Raw genomic sequence first — 16,169 nt, forward strand, 5'->3', positions numbered from 1 at the left:
GATTTTCAGATTAGCCTTACGCGTTGGCGCGCCCTGCTCCCTGTTGTATGATGGCGCGCTGATTAATACGCCCGGGCTTAATGCTCCGTCGCCTGTTTCCCCTGGCAATATTCTTTATCATGGCAAAAGAACAAACGGACCGGACGACACTCGATCTGTTCGCAGACGAACGTCGCCCGGGTCGACCGAAAACCAATCCGTTATCCCGTGACGAACAGTTACGCATAAATAAACGGAACCAGCTCAAACGCGATAAAAGCCGCGGGCTTAAGCGTGTGGAGTTAAAACTCAATAGTGACGCCGTGGATGCACTGAACCAGCTGGCAGAGGCACGCAGTATCAGCCGCAGCGAACTGATCGAAACCATGCTGATGGACTTACTCAGCGACACGTTACGCAAGACGCCCTCCCGGTAACAGAGAACCCGTCGTTCCCCGTTATCCGCCCCATGTTGCAGTCTGTGCACAAGGCGGTGATAGCAGTTTCCGCTGCAGGAGCTGTTCTGCTATCATTGACCAATCCATGGCATCAAGCAGCCACCCTATTTTAAGATTCAAGAGGTTATCTTACTCATGGCGATCGCAGGCATTTTCTTCGGCAGCGACACTGGCAACACCGAAAATATCGCAAAAATGATTCAGAAGCAGCTCGGTAAAGATGTGGCTGAGGTGCATGACATTGCTAAAAGCAGCAAAGAAGATCTGGAAGCGTTCGATATTCTGCTGCTCGGTATCCCGACCTGGTACTACGGTGAAGCGCAGTGTGACTGGGATGATTTCTTCCCTACCCTGGAAGATGTTGATTTTACCGGCAAACTGGTAGCGCTGTTTGGTTGTGGCGACCAGGAAGATTACGCAGAATATTTCTGCGATGCGCTGGGCACCCTGCGCGATATTATCGAGCCACGCGGGGCGACTATCGTCGGCCACTGGTCAACAGAAGGCTACCACTTTGAAGCCTCTAAAGGTCTGGTGGATGATAACCACTTCGTGGGCCTGGCTATCGATGAAGACCGCCAGCCAGAGCTGACCCAGCAGCGCGTTGAAGCCTGGGTTAAGCAGGTTTCTGAAGAGATGCACCTGAGCGATATTATCAACGCCTGAGTGGTAGCGCGGCGCTGGCACCCACCCGCCAGTGCCGCCTGATTGTTTTGCCCGATAACAAGAATTGCTACAAGTTTTTAACTTTATATCAGAACGCGGTACAATGACGGTCGCTTTAATGAATGTTTTTTTCTTGTGAAGCAATACTGACATTCGTTTTCTGAAGGCTGTATTTGTGTGATGTTTCGCGGTTTTCATTTATAACCATCGGTTCTATAATGAAACCCATGCATCTTTTGTCGTACCCGCTTTTAACTCCCTCCGGGGGCTAAATCGTTAAGCAACAGGATAACTCCCGCATGACTGACAATAATAACGCGTTAAAGAAGGCTGGCCTTAAAGTCACACTTCCCCGGCTGAAAATCCTCGAAGTGTTACAGGAGCCTGCTAATCATCACGTCAGTGCGGAAGAGCTGTACAAACGACTGATCGATATGGGCGAAGAGATTGGCTTAGCCACCGTATACCGCGTGCTGAACCAGTTTGATGACGCGGGCATTGTTACCCGTCATAACTTCGAAGGTGGCAAATCGGTTTTTGAGCTGACCCAGCAGCATCACCATGACCATCTGATCTGTCTGGATTGCGGCAAAGTGATCGAATTCAGTGATGACTCCATTGAATCCCGCCAGCGTGAAATTGCGGCGCGTCATGGAATTCGCCTGACCAACCACAGTCTGTATCTGTATGGCCACTGCGCTGAGGGAGACTGCCGTGAGGATGAACACGCTCACGACGACTCTAAATAATCACGCTCAGTAAACATAACCGGGTGATACCCGGTTTTTTACCGACAAAAAAACGGTGGCCAGGCCACCGTTTTTCGTTGCGACTCAGCGTACCGTTGTCGCCCGGCTGGTACGTTTACCGTCCGGGCTGACAGTACGCACCATCACCTCACCGCTGACCTGCGGGCGGGCATTATCCTGATAGCGCTGCCACTGCTTTCCGCCATCTACCGAGTATTCAATACCAAGCCCCGGCAGGCTGACATTCGCCGCCAGCACCCCGGCTGCCACCTGCGCCCCTGGCACCGGCAGGCGGTATGCAAGCGTGGTTTTATCCACCTTCGCCAGCTCACGCTGCCCCAGCAGGTTTGCAAAACGCTCCCAGTCCTGGTGCAGCGCTTTGGTATCCACATGGTGCGTGACGCCCCCCTGATACTCTTTACCGGCCTGGAAAGGTTGCTCCCACCCGGCCTGGTGCCAGGCACGCTCCGCCATGGCAATCAGGCGCGGGAACAGGCGATATTCCAGCTCATCGTCTGTGCGCACCACCTCGCTCCAGAGCTGGGCGGAGATCCCGTGAGCGCCCGGCCAGGGTTTGTCTGACTTCGCCGCGAAGGTCATACCGTCGCGATCGACGGAGGTCTCCGCATTTTGCGGCAGGTTATTGGGGGCAAAGCTGAACAGCTTGCGCTCATCGGTAAAGCGTGTTCCCCAGTAATATCCCGGCTCTTGCGGATCCACTTCATAAGGGAAGTCGAGATAGACATAATCCGGGTTAGAGATGGTCACCTCATAGCCTTTGTTCGCCCAGTCATTGACCGAATCCGCCCCGCCCCAGTACAGGGTATCCCAGAAGTTCACCCCAACGCGTTTCGTGGCGAAGGCGCTGGCATCTTTGGCATCTTTGAGGCCGTCCTGCCAGGCCTGCATCTTCTCGATACCGTGCTTATTAACAATCTTGCTCACCTCCACGGCGAACCAGCTCGGCAGGTGCTCCAGATCGGCCACTTTGCCCTCTTTCAGCATGGTCTGGCACACCTGAGACTTCGCCCAGGGCTTGTCCTGTTTGCTGAGATCCAGCTGGCCTTTACCCGCTTCCGGTTTGTTCTTATCCGTATACCCCGGGCCGAGGTAGATATTTTTCGCCTCGTCGCCACCGAAATGCCAGGTCGTCAGCGCCAGCCCGGCCTCTTTGTGCATCTGCTGGATCTCGCCGATCACTTTATCAATAAAGTGGCGCGAGGATTCCAGGCACGGGTTCAGGTAGCCGGTGCGATCGTAAAACTGCACGCCCGTGGTGTTTGAGGTATCGGTCGGATCCAGCAGCCGGTAGGCCGCGGCCTCCTGCGCTTTGCCCTCTTTCATCAGACGATCATAACGGGCTTCCATGGAGATAACCGCCGCACGGGCGTGGGCCGGTACGTCTATCTCCGGGATCACCTCAATATGGCGCGCCTTCGCGTATTTGAGGATCTCGATATAGTCCGCTTTACTGAAATAGCCGCTGCCGTTGGTCGAGGTATCCGGCCCGGAACCCAGCTGTGGCAACAGGCAGGTTTTCTCACTCAGATCGTGGCAGCGCTTACTGCCGACTTCTGTCAGCTCCGGCAGCCCGGGGATTTCAATGCGCCAGCCTTCATCATCGGTCAGGTGGAAGTGGAATTTATTCAGCTTGTAGGCCGCCATCTGATCCAGCGCACGCAGGATAGACGCCTTGCTGTGGAAGTTGCGCCCCACATCAATAAACATCCCCCGGTACTGGAAGCGCGGCGCATCTTCCGCATCCAGGGTGGCTATCTTCATCGCCCCTTGTGTCGGGATCAGCGACAGCACAGACTGCAGACCATAAAAGACCCCGGCTTCGTCATAGCCGGTTATCCGCGCCTCTTTGGGGCCAATCTGTAAACGGTAAGCACCGGGTACTGCGTCATCGCCTTTAAATTCGCGGGCAGCAATCGCGGTTTTTACCGGGTAGCTACCGTCCGTTTTGACCCCCAGCAGCGCAAAGCGATCGCTAATCGCCCGGGCAGACGGGGCCGTCAGCGCAGAGAGATCCAGCTTAACCCCGTGGCTGAGATCCACATCCTCGCCGTGTACCGTTACCCGGGAGGGGCTTGGCAGGATCTGGCCGCGCAGGTTCCGGGCATTGAGCAGTTTTACATCGCTGTTTTTCTCAAAACGCGCTTCTGCCGTCATCAGAATGTTTTTATCTTCCGGCGTGCGCTTCCACTGATCTCCTCCCAGCGGCGAGACAAAACGGCTCAGATCTTCGCTATTGGTGCTGGCAATCACCTTCGGGGTTGCCTCGCCGGAGGTCACATACCAGCGCGGGATCACATCGGTCATAAACAGCTGCCAGTATTCGTTGACTATCGGGATCTCTACCGACTTCCCGGCCGGGAAGCCGGTGAATTTATCCGTTGGCGTCAGCTTGTGCAGATCACCCACAATATGGGTAACGGCAAACTGATCGTTGTCGATTTTGAGGATCTGGCGAATGCTCGGGAAGTAAATCGCCCAGTCTTTATCGGTGATGGCCGCACCGTGGTTGGTCAGCGTAATTGTCGCCTTATTGCAGGATGCCCAGTCGGCCCCCAGGGCGGCACAGTCCACGCCATTTGCGCCAGCGTGGTTATCGTTAATGGTGTAGTTCACCGCCAGCTGGCTTATCTGGTCGACCGTTTGCTGCCCGGCAAACGCCGCACCGCTGGCAAGTAATCCCGCAATCGCCGCTGCGGATATGCTCAGTTTAAACATGCTGCTTCCCTCATCCCTTATTGTGACTGATTACTGGCGTGAAGCTCTTGCCAGATACGGGTACAGATAACGCTGGCCTCTTCATCGTTGCCCATTTTCCGGGCATTAATGCAGTGCTGGTAATCCAGCACTTTCACCTGTTGCTGCTCGGCAAAGGCCTGGTGCTGCTTCTCTTTACGCAACTCACTGAGCACCGTCTGGCAGGCGTCCACTTTGTCCGGGTTGCCCTGGGCGCTGCGGATACAGGCGCTGTAGGCTTCTTTCAGGCGGCTCTCCTGACGGGGGGCATCAGCGGTGGCTGAACATCCGGCGATGGCCAGCGCAACCAGTGCCACAAACAGTTGTTTTTTCATTGGAATACTCCATAGTGGCGGGCAGCGCAGGGCCGCCCGGCTGGCCTCAGAACACGGTAAACGGGGCGATAACAATAAACTTCACGTCGCGCTCATCCTGGAAAATATTGCCATAGCCGCCGCCATAGCTCGGGATGTCGGAGTGGTTGTCATACTGGGTGAAGTGCAGTTTAAACAGCGTGCCTTTCGCCCGCCCTTCCTGAACGGTGTACATGGCATCCAGGCTGTAGGCGGACTCTTTCAGGCGGCGGTTAGATTTGTAATAGCCGTCATCCGTTGGCCGGGAGCTGGGTTTGGCATCCCAGCCATAGACATACGATGCCCCCACGGCCCAGCCCGGCAGATTCCAGTTGCTGAGATCATACATGGTGCCGAAATAGACCGCTTTTTCGCCGTTGGCGTTAAAGTCGGAGCGGTTATCCCACCAGATATCAAGGCGGCCATTCGAGGAGGCGTAAGTCGGGGTCATACGCTGCAGGAAGTAGCCCTGTGGACCGTCGGCTTTTACCCAGGTCCCTTCCAGGCGCAGCTCAACCTGGCCTATGGTGTAGCCGAAGGTCAGCGCCTGCAGCCAGGCGGTGCTGTCATAGACATCGGTAGCGCGGCCGCTGCTGATTTTATCTTTCGCGCCGTAGAACTGGTAACTGGTGCTTAACGGGCCGCCGGGAATATCGAATTTATAGCTGGCTTTGGCAAAATACTGGTCGATATACCCCTTCGACTGGCCAAATGCCGCCTCCAGAATTAAGTCGTTTTTAAAGTCGTAGCGGGCCCCCAGCGAGTGCAGATAATCCACTTTGGTGTGGCCATCAATCTGGTAGAAGCGATCCATCTCAATATGCCAGGGCGCTTTATACTGGTTGGTCCACATATAAGAGAAGCTCAGCAGGCCGTTTTGCTCAAAATCAAATTTCGCCCCGGCCTCGGCCCCCTGATAGGTCCCCGGCATAAAGCTCCAGTGTGGCGCTAACAGTGTCTGGCCGGTGGGCTGAATATAACCCGCCCGCGCCCAGACCGGGCCATACTGGAATTTTGCCGCCGCTTTATACAGGCTTACGCCGCTTTTATCGCCGGTCCAGCGCTCTTTATAGGCTTTATTACTGGAAGAGAAGGCAATTTCATTCGGGTGGCCGCTTTCTGAGCTTTCCGCCATTTCCACGGCGGTAAATACCGCCAGATCAAGGCCAAACATATCGGCCGCATAGCCGGACTGAAAATCGAGATTGGCGTTCCAGGTGGAGTGAGAAAGGTTGGTTTTATATTTTCCGTTATCGGTTACGTCTTTGCGATCGCGCTCACGTTGCCAGTAATAAATACCGCCGGTCATTGTCGAGTCATCAACAAACCCGGCCGCCCGGGCGGCGGGTGCTGCCACCCAGCCGGAAAGCGCCGTGACGCTGGCGATAGCTAAAGCTAACGCATTACGTTTCCCCCTAAAGGTACGCATATGGAAATTCCTCTTTGACGAATAAAAAATGCCTGTGCAAAACACAGCGCAAAAAAATAAAGCTAAAAAAAGCGGTAGCCAGCAGGCAAACCGCCCGACACCACAGGTGTTAGATTATTTTTCGCGGCGCGAATTATCAATGAGGATTTACGGGGGATTACCAGAATTATGACGCGGAACACACAATTAGTGATATTTTGTTACATACCAATAATCTGCGGATTAATGATAGCGTTATCCCCGGGAGTGGACTAAATTCAGTGGTTGCTGACGACTTATTGTGCTTAAACACGGAATGTGCGCCACGCTACGCGCGAGTATCCACACAGAACAGGGGGAGTCTCTCACGGCATTATTTTGCGTTGCGAATAATTATGCAGAAAGGCGGTTGCGAAAGTAAACCATTCCCTGAGGGCAAAAAAAAACGCCGCAGATGCGGCGTTTTTTACAGCATAAGCGAATTACTCGCCTGTTTTCGCCCAGGTATCGCGCAGGCCAACGGTACGGTTAAATACCGGTTTCTGCGCAGTGGCGTGTACGCTGTCGAGGCAGAAGTAGCCTTCGCGCTCAAACTGGAAGGCCTTGCCTGTTTCGGCGTCTTTCAGGCCCGGCTCGGCATACCCCTGGCGGATAACCAGCGATTGCGGGTTAATGGTGGCCAGGAAATCCTCTGCCGCGCCCGGGTTCGGCACGCTGAACAGACGATCATACAGGCGGATCTCAACCGGCAGCGCGTGGGCCGCACTTACCCAGTGAATCACCCCTTTCACTTTCCGCCCGTCGGCCGGATCCTTGCTCAGGGTGTCCGCATCGTAAGAACAGAAAATAGTGGTGATATTACCCGCGTCGTCTTTCTCAACCCGCTCTGCCTTAATTACGTAGGCATTACGCAGGCGCACTTCCTTGCCCAGTACCAGACGCTTGTACTGTTTGTTGGCTTCTTCGCGGAAGTCAGCGCGATCGATCCAGACTTCGCCACTGAACGGCACTTCACGGCTGCCCATTTCCGGCTTATTGGGGTGGTTCGGCATGGTGATGATTTCGCTGCCGCCCTGCGGGTAGTTCTCAATCACGACTTTAACCGGATCGATAACCGCCATCGCGCGCGGGGCGTTTTCGTTCAGATCTTCACGAATGCAGGCTTCCAGCGCGGCCATTTCCACGTTGTTATCCTGCTTGGTCACGCCGATGCGTTTGCAGAATTCGCGAATAGACGCCGCCGTATAACCGCGACGGCGCAGGCCAGAAATGGTCGGCATACGCGGGTCGTTCCAGCCTTCAACGATGTGGTCTGTCACCAGCAGGTTCAGCTTACGCTTGGACATCACGGTATATTCGAGATTCAGGCGTGAGAACTCGTACTGATGCGGGTGCGCATCAATGGTGATGTTCTCCAGCACCCAGTCGTACAGGCGGCGGTTATCCTGGAATTCCAGCGTACACAGTGAGTGGGTGATCCCTTCCAGGGCATCGGAAATGCAGTGGGTGAAATCGTACATCGGGTAGATGCACCACTTGTTACCGGTCTGGTGATGCTCGGCAAACTTGATCCGGTAGAGTACCGGGTCACGCATCACGATAAACGGTGATGCCATGTCGATTTTGGCACGCAGGCAGGCTTTACCCTCAGCAAAACCACCGGCGCGCATTTTTTCAAACAGCGCCAGGTTCTCTTCCACACTGCGATCGCGAAACGGGCTGTTTTTGCCCGGCTGGGTCAGGGTGCCGCGATATTCACGGATCTGCTCAGCAGACAGTTCGTCCACATACGCCAGCCCTTTGTTGATAAGCTCAATGGCGTACAGGTACAGTTGATCAAAGTAGTTAGACGAGTAGCGAATATCGCCACTCCAGTGGAAGCCCAGCCACTGCACATCATTTTTGATGGAGTCAACGAACTCGATATCTTCTTTGGCCGGGTTAGTATCATCAAAGCGCAGGTTGCACAGCCCCTGATAGTCCCGGGCAATACCAAAGTTCAGGCAGATGGATTTGGCGTGGCCAATATGCAGGTAACCGTTAGGTTCCGGCGGGAAACGGGTGCAGATTGTTGTGTGCTTACCACTGGCCAGATCTTCATCAATGATCTGACGAATAAAATTAGTTGGGCGGGCTTCAGCCTCACTCATCGCAAAGTCCTCAAAGCGGAAACATCGGTTAACGGCACATGATCTTATAAGCTGTGGCGTGACACAACCTTTTCGTTGCACAAAATCATATACCGTCATTATTACTGTGGGAATAGCGAATCGGGGCCAGTGGAAACCACTACCGCCCTGCAAGGCAAGGCGGTAGTCAGGATTATTTCTTCTGATGCTGGGCGAATTCGGCCTTCGCTTTCTGCAACTGCTGCTGGAACGCCGGGTTGGTATGCAGGGTCGCCACAACGGCAGATCCCACTACCCGCGCGGCATCCACATCACTCTGCCAGTGGTAGCCGCAAATCACCCGGCTCTGGCCCAGCTCATAACCGCGTTTCAGGATCTCGTTCTGGCGCTGAGGGTTGATCTCTGCCAGCACCAGCGCAGTAGCCCAGCCGATAGAGGTATGCCCGGACGGATAAGAGCCATTTTTGGACAGTTTGTCCTGCTCGGTGGTATTACAGGTAGAGACCCCATAAAACGCGAACGGACGAATGCGCATATAGTGATCTTTCGCGCTGCGGGTCGCCAGATCCCCGGCGTCCTCAATCATATTGGTCAGTAATTTATGCAGCGCCGGGGCGTCTTTTTCGGTGATCGGGCTACCAAACGCGCCGGAGAAAGCATTCGCCACCCCGCCACTGCTCAGGTTTGCATCTTCCGCCGCCAGCTTACCGCGTTCGGTGTTGCGCAGCAGGCGCCCCTGTTCATACATGGCCTGATCGTTGAGAAACGCAATGGAGCCCACCGCCGGTGGTGGCGGCAACAGCGCCAGGCTGTTAATGGCTTCACTGTTCTTGAGGTAGTAGAGATCCGGTTTCGTGGTAGTGTCGTTGCCGGTAGCGACCAGCGCCAGGGCCTGAGAAGAGAACAATGCGGCAAAACAAACTGCCAGAACACGTTTTTTCATGCGTATACCTTTACTGTGCGTGTTAATTCCGTGAGTGAAGAGTGTTGCTTAATATCAACAGGTTGCCAGTATGAGCGCCACAGGGTGCTTAAAAACCTGATATACGTCACAAAAATTACACAATAAAAGCGTTTGTTGCACAAACAGGGCCAGCAGATAACGCTCCTCACCGCAGGCCCCATAAAAAAAAGCGGCCCGGGGAACCCCCGCGCCGCTCAGGTATGACATCACACTCAGGAGCAATGCTGTTACCTGTAATAATGGATAGTTACTTATCCTTAATCTCGTAGAGTGCCGTCTCACCGGCCACCACATTGCCTTTCGCCTGCAGCACCAGACCGCTGAAGTCATCGATATTGCTGCACACTACCGGGCTTATCATGGAGCGGGCATTGGCGTTCAGGTAGTCCAGATCCATCTCCAGAACCGGCTGACCTGCGGTAACCTCGGTGCCTTCATCAACCAGGCGGGTGAAGCCCTGGCCGTTCAGCGCTACGGTATCCAGCCCCATATGCACCACGATCTCAGCGCCTTTTTCTGTCTCCAGGCAGAACGCGTGATTGGTGTTGAAGATTTTCACAATCGTCCCGGCAGCCGGAGAAACCACGGTTTTACTGGTCGGTTTAATGGCAATACCGTCACCCACCGCTTTGCTGGCGAAGGCTTCATCCGGCACTTTCTCCAGATCTACCACTTCACCGCTCACCGGGGCCACCAGCGCTGCAATCACCGGCTTACCGCTGACCGGTGCCGCCTGTGGTTTTGCTGCGGCTGCCGGTGCCGGTTGCGCTGCAGCAGGTGCTGCATCCACATGACCGGTGGTTTTCATGGCGTTTGCTATCTTCTCAGCCACAAAGCCGACGATTATCTGCACGCTGGTTTTATTCAGGCGAATCACCCCGGAGGCACCAAGGCGTTTAGCCAGAGCATCATTCACAATCGCGCTGTCTTTCACATTCAGACGCAGACGGGTAATACAGGCATCGATACCGGTCAGGTTATCAGAGCCGCCCACCGCCGCGATGTACTGTTTCGCCAGCGCCGCCATATCCTGCTCGCCGCCTGCTGCACCGCTTACATTCTCATCTTTACCGTCGGCTTCGCTGCCGCTGACGGCCAGCTCACGACCCGGGGTCATCATACCAAAGCGGGTGATGGCAAAACGGAACACCACATAGTAGATAACAAAGAACACCAAACCCTGAGGGATCAGCATCCACCAGTGGGTTGCCAGCGGGTTACGGGACTGCAGCGCCATATCCACCAGCCCGGCACTGAAGCCAAAGCCGGAGATCCACTGCATTGCCGCCGCGATATAAACAGAAATACCGGTCAGCACGGCGTGGATAAAGTAAAGCACCGGCGCCACGAACATGAAGGAGAATTCCAGCGGCTCGGTGATCCCGGTAAAGAAGGCGGCAAAAGCACCGGCCATCATAATACCGGCCACTTTGGCTTTATTTTCCGGACGGGCACACTGGTAGATAGCCAGCGCCGCACCCGGCAGACCAAACATCATGATCGGGAAGAAGCCCGCCTGATAACGCCCGGTGATCCCGACCACTGCTTTACCCGCTTCAATAGACTGGGCACCGCCAAGGAAGTTAGGAATATCGTTGATACCGGCCACATCGAACCAGAACACGGAGTTCAGCGCGTGATGCAGACCAACCGGAATCAGCAGACGGTTAAAGAACGCGTACAGACCAGCACCGGCAGAACCCAGTTTCTGGATATGCTCACCGAAGGTCACCAGGCCCGCAAACACCACCGGCCACAGGTACATCAGAATAAACGCCACCAGGATCATCACAAAGGAGGTGATAATCGGCACCAGGCGACGGCCACTGAAGAAGGAGAGCGCTTTGGGCAGCTCCACATTGCTGAACCGGTTGTACAGCTCCGCAGAGATAATCCCCACCATGATACCCACAAACTGGTTCTGAATTTTGGCAAACGCCGCAGGAACCTGATCAAGCGGGATCTTCTGAATCATTGACACCGACGCGGGCGCACAGAGCGTGGTCAGCACCAGGAAACCAACAAAACCTGCCAGGGCCGCGGCCCCGTCTTTATCTTTGGACATCCCGTATGCGATACCCACCGCAAACAGCACGCCCATGTTATCAATAATGGCGGAACCGGATTTTATAAAGAAAGCCGCCAGTGCGTTATCGCCACCCCAGCCAACCGGATCAATCCAGTACCCAACCCCCATCAGTATCGCTGCTGCGGGCAGTGTGGCGACCGGGACCATAAGGGCCCGCCCCACGCGTTGCAAATAACCAAGAATACTCACTTTATTCCCCCTATGAGACTCTGTGCGGCCGGCTGGCCATATTTTTATATGTGTCGCGTATTGAACATCAGTTGGCAAACTCACTCACAGTCGAAGTGTGTGAAAATTTAATTCGTATCGCAAATTAAACGCGCGTCTTTTGTGATTACAATCACCAAATACCCTCTCATAATGCTCCTGTCGCTGGTCAGTAAAGAAAACTTATTTTATTATTCAAAAAATCGAAACAGAGGAAGACTTACCACTCTGCGCTGGAATCCATTTACACTTAGCCAGGCACTCCTCTGACCCCACATTTAAACGCTAACCTATAGAGGTGAATGATGAGACTGATCCCCCTGGCGACGGCTGAGCAGGTAGGCAAATGGTCCGCCCGGCACATCGTGAATCGCATTAATGCTTTTAAACCCACCGCAGACCGCCCTTTCGTTCTGGGCCTGCCGACTGGCGGCACACCGCTGGCCACCTATAAAGCACTGATTGAGATGTACAAAGCCGGTGAAGTCAGCTTCAGAAATGTCGTCACCTTTAATATGGATGAATATGTCGGCCTGCCGGAGGATCACCCGGAAAGCTACCATACCTTTATGCATCGTAATTTCTTTGATCACATTGATATCCCGGCTGAAAATATCAATCTGCTCGATGGAAATGTAGCCGATGTCGACGCAGAGTGCCGTCGTTATGAAGAAAAAATCCGCGCTTACGGTAAAATTCACCTGTTTATGGGCGGCGTGGGTAACGATGGTCACATCGCGTTTAACGAGCCTGCCTCGTCGCTCTCTTCCCGTACCCGCATTAAAACGCTGACCCACGACACGCGCGTGGCGAACTCACGTTTCTTCGGCGGCGATGTAAATAAAGTGCCAAAATACGCCCTGACCGTGGGTGTCGGCACCCTGCTGGATGCCGAAGAAGTCATGATCCTGGTCCTCGGCCACGTTAAAGCCCAGGCGCTGCATGCAGCGGTGGAAGGTAACGTTAACCATATGTGGACCATCAGTTGCCTGCAGCTGCATCCGAAATCACTGATTGTGTGTGATGAGCCGTCAACGATGGAGCTGAAAGTGAAAACGCTGAAGTATTTCACTGAGCTGGAAGCTGAAAACATCAAAGATTTTTAAGTTTGTTTTATACCGGGGGTATATATGTATGCATTAACTCACGGCCGTATCTATACCGGCCATGAAGTCCTGGACGACCACGCAATTGTTATTGCTGATGGCCTGATTGAGCGAGTGTGTCCGGTTGCGGAGTTACCGGCTGGCATTGAACAACGCGATATGGGTGGAGCAATCATTGCCCCCGGTTTTATTGATGTCCAGCTCAATGGCTGCGGCGGCGTACAGTTTAACGACACCGCTGAGGCCATCTCGGTAAAAACGCTGGAAATCATGCAGCAGGCGAATGAAAAATCCGGCTGTACCAGCTACCTGCCAACCCTTATCACCACCAGCGATGCGCTGATGCAACAGGGCGTGCGCGTGATGCGCGAATATAAAAGCAAGCATCCGAACCAGGCCCTGGGCCTGCACCTGGAAGGGCCCTGGCTGAACATCATCAAAAAAGGCACCCACAATCCGGAGTTCGTGCGTAAGCCTGAAGCGCAACTGGTGGACTTCCTGTGCCAGAACGCTGACGTCATCACCAAAATCACCCTCGCCCCCGAAATGGTCGAGCCGGACGTTATCCGCAAACTGACGGCGGCAGGGATTGTGGTCTCCGCCGGGCACTCTAACGCCACCTGGAAAGAAGCCAAACGCGGTTTCCGCGCCGGGATCCGCTTTGCCACCCACCTGTTTAACGCGATGCCGTACATTACCGGGCGCGAGCCGGGGCTGGCCGGGGCGGTGTTTGATGAGCCGGATCTGTATTGCGGGATAATCTGCGACGGTCTGCACGTAGACTACGCCAACATCCGCATGGCTAAACGCATTAAGGGCGATAAGCTGTGCCTGGTGACCGATGCCACCGCACCGGCGGGCGCCAATATTGACCAGTTCATTTTTGCCGGGAAAACAATATACTACCGCAACGGGCTGTGCGTAGATGAAAATGGCACCCTGAGCGGCTCTTCACTCACCATGATTGAAGGGGTTCGCAACCTGGTTGAGCACGTTAATATCGCCCTGGACGAAGTCCTGCGTATGGCAACCCTCTACCCGGCCCGCGCCATGGGTGTGGATCAGCGCCTCGGCAGCCTGGAGGCAGGTAAAGTGGCCAATATTACGGTCTTTACCCGCGATTATCATATTCTCAGGACTATCGTTAATGGTAACGAGGTCGTAACCGGATAAATACTGCATGACCACTGGCGGACAAGCACAAATAGGTAACGTTGATCTGGTAAAGCAACTCAACAGCGCGGCAGTTTACCGCCTGATTGATCTGCACGGGCCCATATCGCGTATTCAGATAGCCGAACAAAGCCAGCTTGCCCCCGCCAGTGTCACCAAGATCACCCGCCAGCTTATTGAACGCGGCCTGATCAAAGAGGTGGATCAGCAGGCATCCACCGGTGGTCGCCGCGCCATTTCCATTGTGACCGAAACCCGTGGTTTTCAGGCCATTGGCGTGCGCCTTGGCCGTTACGACGCCACCATCACCCTGTTTGATCTGAGCGCCAGGCACCTGGCCGAAGAACACTACCCGCTGCCCGAACGCACCCAGGAGTCCCTGGAAGCGGCGCTGCTTAACGCCATCAGCCAGTTTATTGACAGCTGCCAGCGCAAGATCCGCGAGCTTATCGCCATTTCCGTTATTCTGCCCGGGCTGGTGGATCCGGACAGCGGCATAGTCAAATACATGCCCCATATCCAGATAACCAACTGGGGGCTGGTGGATGCCCTGGCCCGGCGCTTTGCCACCGCCTGCTTTGTAGGCCATGATATTCGCAGCCTGGCCCTGGCGGAGCACTACTTTGGTGCCACCCAGGATTGTGAAGACTCGATACTTATCCGCGTGCACCGGGGGACCGGGGCCGGGATCCTGTCTAACGGGCAGATTTTTATTGGCCGCAACGGCAACGTGGGCGAAATCGGCCATATCCAGATAGATCCACTGGGGGAGCGCTGCCACTGCGGTAATTTTGGCTGCCTGGAAACCGTAGCCGCGAATGCCGCCATCGAACACCGGGTACAGCACCTGATAGCCCAGGGCTACACCACCCGGCTCACCCCGGACGCCTGCCGGATAGAGCAGATTTGCAAAGCGGCAAATAAAGGCGACCCCCTCGCCTGCGAAGTGCTGGACTATGTAGGCCGCCAGCTGGGCAAAGCGATTGCCATCGCCATCAACTTATTTAACCCGCAGAAAATTGTGCTGGCCGGGGAGATAACCGAGTCGGCAAAAATTATCCTTCCGGCCATTGAGCGCTGCATTACGGCCCAGGCCCTGAACGCCTTTCGTCAGGATTTGCCGGTGGTCTGCTCCCGGCTGGATGACCGCTCCGCCATTGGCGCGTTTGCGCTGGTAAAACGCGCCATGCTCAACGGCGCCCTACTGCAGCGTTTACTGGAAAGTTAGCCGCTGCGCCGTGAATTCAGGCTATAGTAACGCCTTGCTTATTTCTGTCACCGAGTTGTCCATGACCATTAAAAATGTAATTTGCGATATCGACGGCGTGCTGATGCACGACAATGTGGCCGTACCCGGTGCTGCCGCATTTATCCACGGCATTCTGGCCAAAAAACTGCCGCTGGTGCTGTTAACCAACTACCCGTCCCAGACCGGGCAGGACCTGGCTAACCGCTTCGCCTCTGCCGGTATTGAAGTTCCCGATAGCGTGTTTTATACCTCCGCCATGGCGACGGCGGATTTCCTGCGCCGCCAGGAAGGGAAAAAAGCCTATGTGGTGGGTGAAGGCGCGCTGATCCACGAGCTGTATAAAGCCGGTTTTACCATTACCGACATTAACCCGGATTTTGTCATCGTGGGCGAGACCCGCTCCTATAACTGGGAGATGATGCACAAGGCAGCCTTCTTTGTGGCCAACGGGGCGCGGTTTATCGCCACCAACCCGGATACCCACGGGCGCGGCTTTTACCCGGCCTGTGGCGCCCTGTGTGCCGGTATTGAGAAAATCTCTGGCCGTAAGCCGTTCTATGTGGGCAAACCCAGCCCGTGGATTATCCGCTCGGCGCTGAACAAAATGCAGGCCCACTCTGAAGAGACGGTCATTGTCGGGGATAACCTGCGCACGGATATTCTGGCGGGCTTCCAGGCCGGTCTGGAGACCATTCTGGTGCTCTCCGGGGTCTCTACCCTGGAAGATATCGACGATATGCCATGCCGCCCCAGCTGGATCTACCCGTCTGTGGCCGAAATAGACGTTATCTGATGCCCCCCGTACCGGTTGCCGGTACGGGAATTTTCCCCGCCAGGGATTTTCCACCCGTCAACAAACCGCCCGTATAATTAGATATCCGCTAA

13 protein-coding genes are annotated in these 16,169 nt (G+C 54.9%); 7 read left to right on the plus strand and 6 right to left on the minus strand.

What is annotated here, in order from left to right:
- Nucleotides 1-119 precede the first annotated feature (119 nt).
- From ybfE to fur, 3 genes are all read left to right on the plus strand, one after another.
- Nucleotides 120-416, plus strand: coding sequence for a LexA regulated protein (gene ybfE, locus EBL_RS13000; RefSeq protein ID WP_034920006.1), 297 nt, complete (start codon nt 120-122; stop codon nt 414-416).
- A 156-nt stretch (nt 417-572) separates the two neighbouring features.
- Nucleotides 573-1,103 (plus strand): flavodoxin FldA, encoded by a 531-nt coding sequence (gene fldA / locus EBL_RS13005; protein WP_002439279.1) that lies wholly within the window; start codon nt 573-575, stop codon nt 1,101-1,103.
- Between the two features lie 299 nt (nt 1,104-1,402).
- Nucleotides 1,403-1,852, plus strand: coding sequence for a ferric iron uptake transcriptional regulator (gene fur / locus EBL_RS13010; RefSeq protein ID WP_002439278.1), 450 nt, complete (start codon nt 1,403-1,405; stop codon nt 1,850-1,852).
- Between the two features lie 84 nt (nt 1,853-1,936).
- Here the strand turns inward: fur and EBL_RS13015 are convergent, their stop codons facing one another.
- From EBL_RS13015 to nagE, 6 genes are all read right to left on the minus strand, one after another.
- Nucleotides 1,937-4,588: a beta-N-acetylhexosaminidase gene (locus EBL_RS13015; protein WP_002439276.1), complete on the minus strand. Its 2,652-nt coding sequence runs from the start codon at nt 4,586-4,588 to the stop codon at nt 1,937-1,939.
- 17 nt (nt 4,589-4,605) lie between these two features.
- Nucleotides 4,606-4,941 carry a ChiQ/YbfN family lipoprotein gene (locus EBL_RS13020; RefSeq protein ID WP_002439274.1) on the minus strand — a complete coding sequence of 112 codons (336 nt, stop codon included), beginning with the start codon at nt 4,939-4,941 and terminating at the stop codon, nt 4,606-4,608.
- Nucleotides 4,942-4,987: 46 nt separating this feature from the next.
- Entirely contained in the window at nt 4,988-6,388 is a 1,401-nt protein-coding gene (chiP, locus tag EBL_RS13025) for a chitoporin ChiP (protein ID WP_002439273.1), read from the minus strand.
- Nucleotides 6,389-6,849: 461 nt separating this feature from the next.
- On the minus strand, nt 6,850-8,517 hold the full coding sequence (gene glnS / locus EBL_RS13030; protein WP_002439271.1) for a glutamine--tRNA ligase: 1,668 nt from the start codon (nt 8,515-8,517) through the stop codon (nt 6,850-6,852).
- 172 nt (nt 8,518-8,689) lie between these two features.
- Entirely contained in the window at nt 8,690-9,439 is a 750-nt protein-coding gene (gene phoC, locus EBL_RS13035) for an acid phosphatase PhoC (RefSeq protein ID WP_002439269.1), read from the minus strand.
- A gap of 268 nt (nt 9,440-9,707) precedes the next feature.
- On the minus strand, nt 9,708-11,738 hold the full coding sequence (nagE, locus tag EBL_RS13040; protein WP_002439264.1) for an N-acetylglucosamine-specific PTS transporter subunit IIBC: 2,031 nt from the start codon (nt 11,736-11,738) through the stop codon (nt 9,708-9,710).
- Nucleotides 11,739-12,061: 323 nt separating this feature from the next.
- On the opposite strand from nagE, the gene nagB reads away from it, so the two are divergent.
- The 4 genes from nagB to EBL_RS13060 all read left to right on the plus strand — a co-directional run bounded on the left by nagB (nt 12,062) and on the right by EBL_RS13060 (nt 16,077).
- Nucleotides 12,062-12,862 (plus strand): glucosamine-6-phosphate deaminase, encoded by an 801-nt coding sequence (gene nagB, locus EBL_RS13045; protein WP_002439262.1) that lies wholly within the window; start codon nt 12,062-12,064, stop codon nt 12,860-12,862.
- A 24-nt stretch (nt 12,863-12,886) separates the two neighbouring features.
- Nucleotides 12,887-14,035, plus strand: a complete 1,149-nt coding sequence (gene nagA / locus EBL_RS13050; RefSeq protein WP_002439261.1) for an N-acetylglucosamine-6-phosphate deacetylase — start codon at nt 12,887-12,889, stop codon at nt 14,033-14,035.
- A gap of 7 nt (nt 14,036-14,042) precedes the next feature.
- Nucleotides 14,043-15,263: a DNA-binding transcriptional regulator NagC gene (nagC, locus tag EBL_RS13055; protein WP_002439259.1), complete on the plus strand. Its 1,221-nt coding sequence runs from the start codon at nt 14,043-14,045 to the stop codon at nt 15,261-15,263.
- Nucleotides 15,264-15,324: 61 nt separating this feature from the next.
- Nucleotides 15,325-16,077: an HAD-IIA family hydrolase gene (locus EBL_RS13060; protein ID WP_002439257.1), complete on the plus strand. Its 753-nt coding sequence runs from the start codon at nt 15,325-15,327 to the stop codon at nt 16,075-16,077.
- Nucleotides 16,078-16,169: the final 92 nt, after the last annotated feature.

The organism is Shimwellia blattae DSM 4481 = NBRC 105725 (genome assembly GCF_000262305.1).
Lineage (GTDB): Bacteria > Pseudomonadota > Gammaproteobacteria > Enterobacterales > Enterobacteriaceae > Shimwellia > Shimwellia blattae.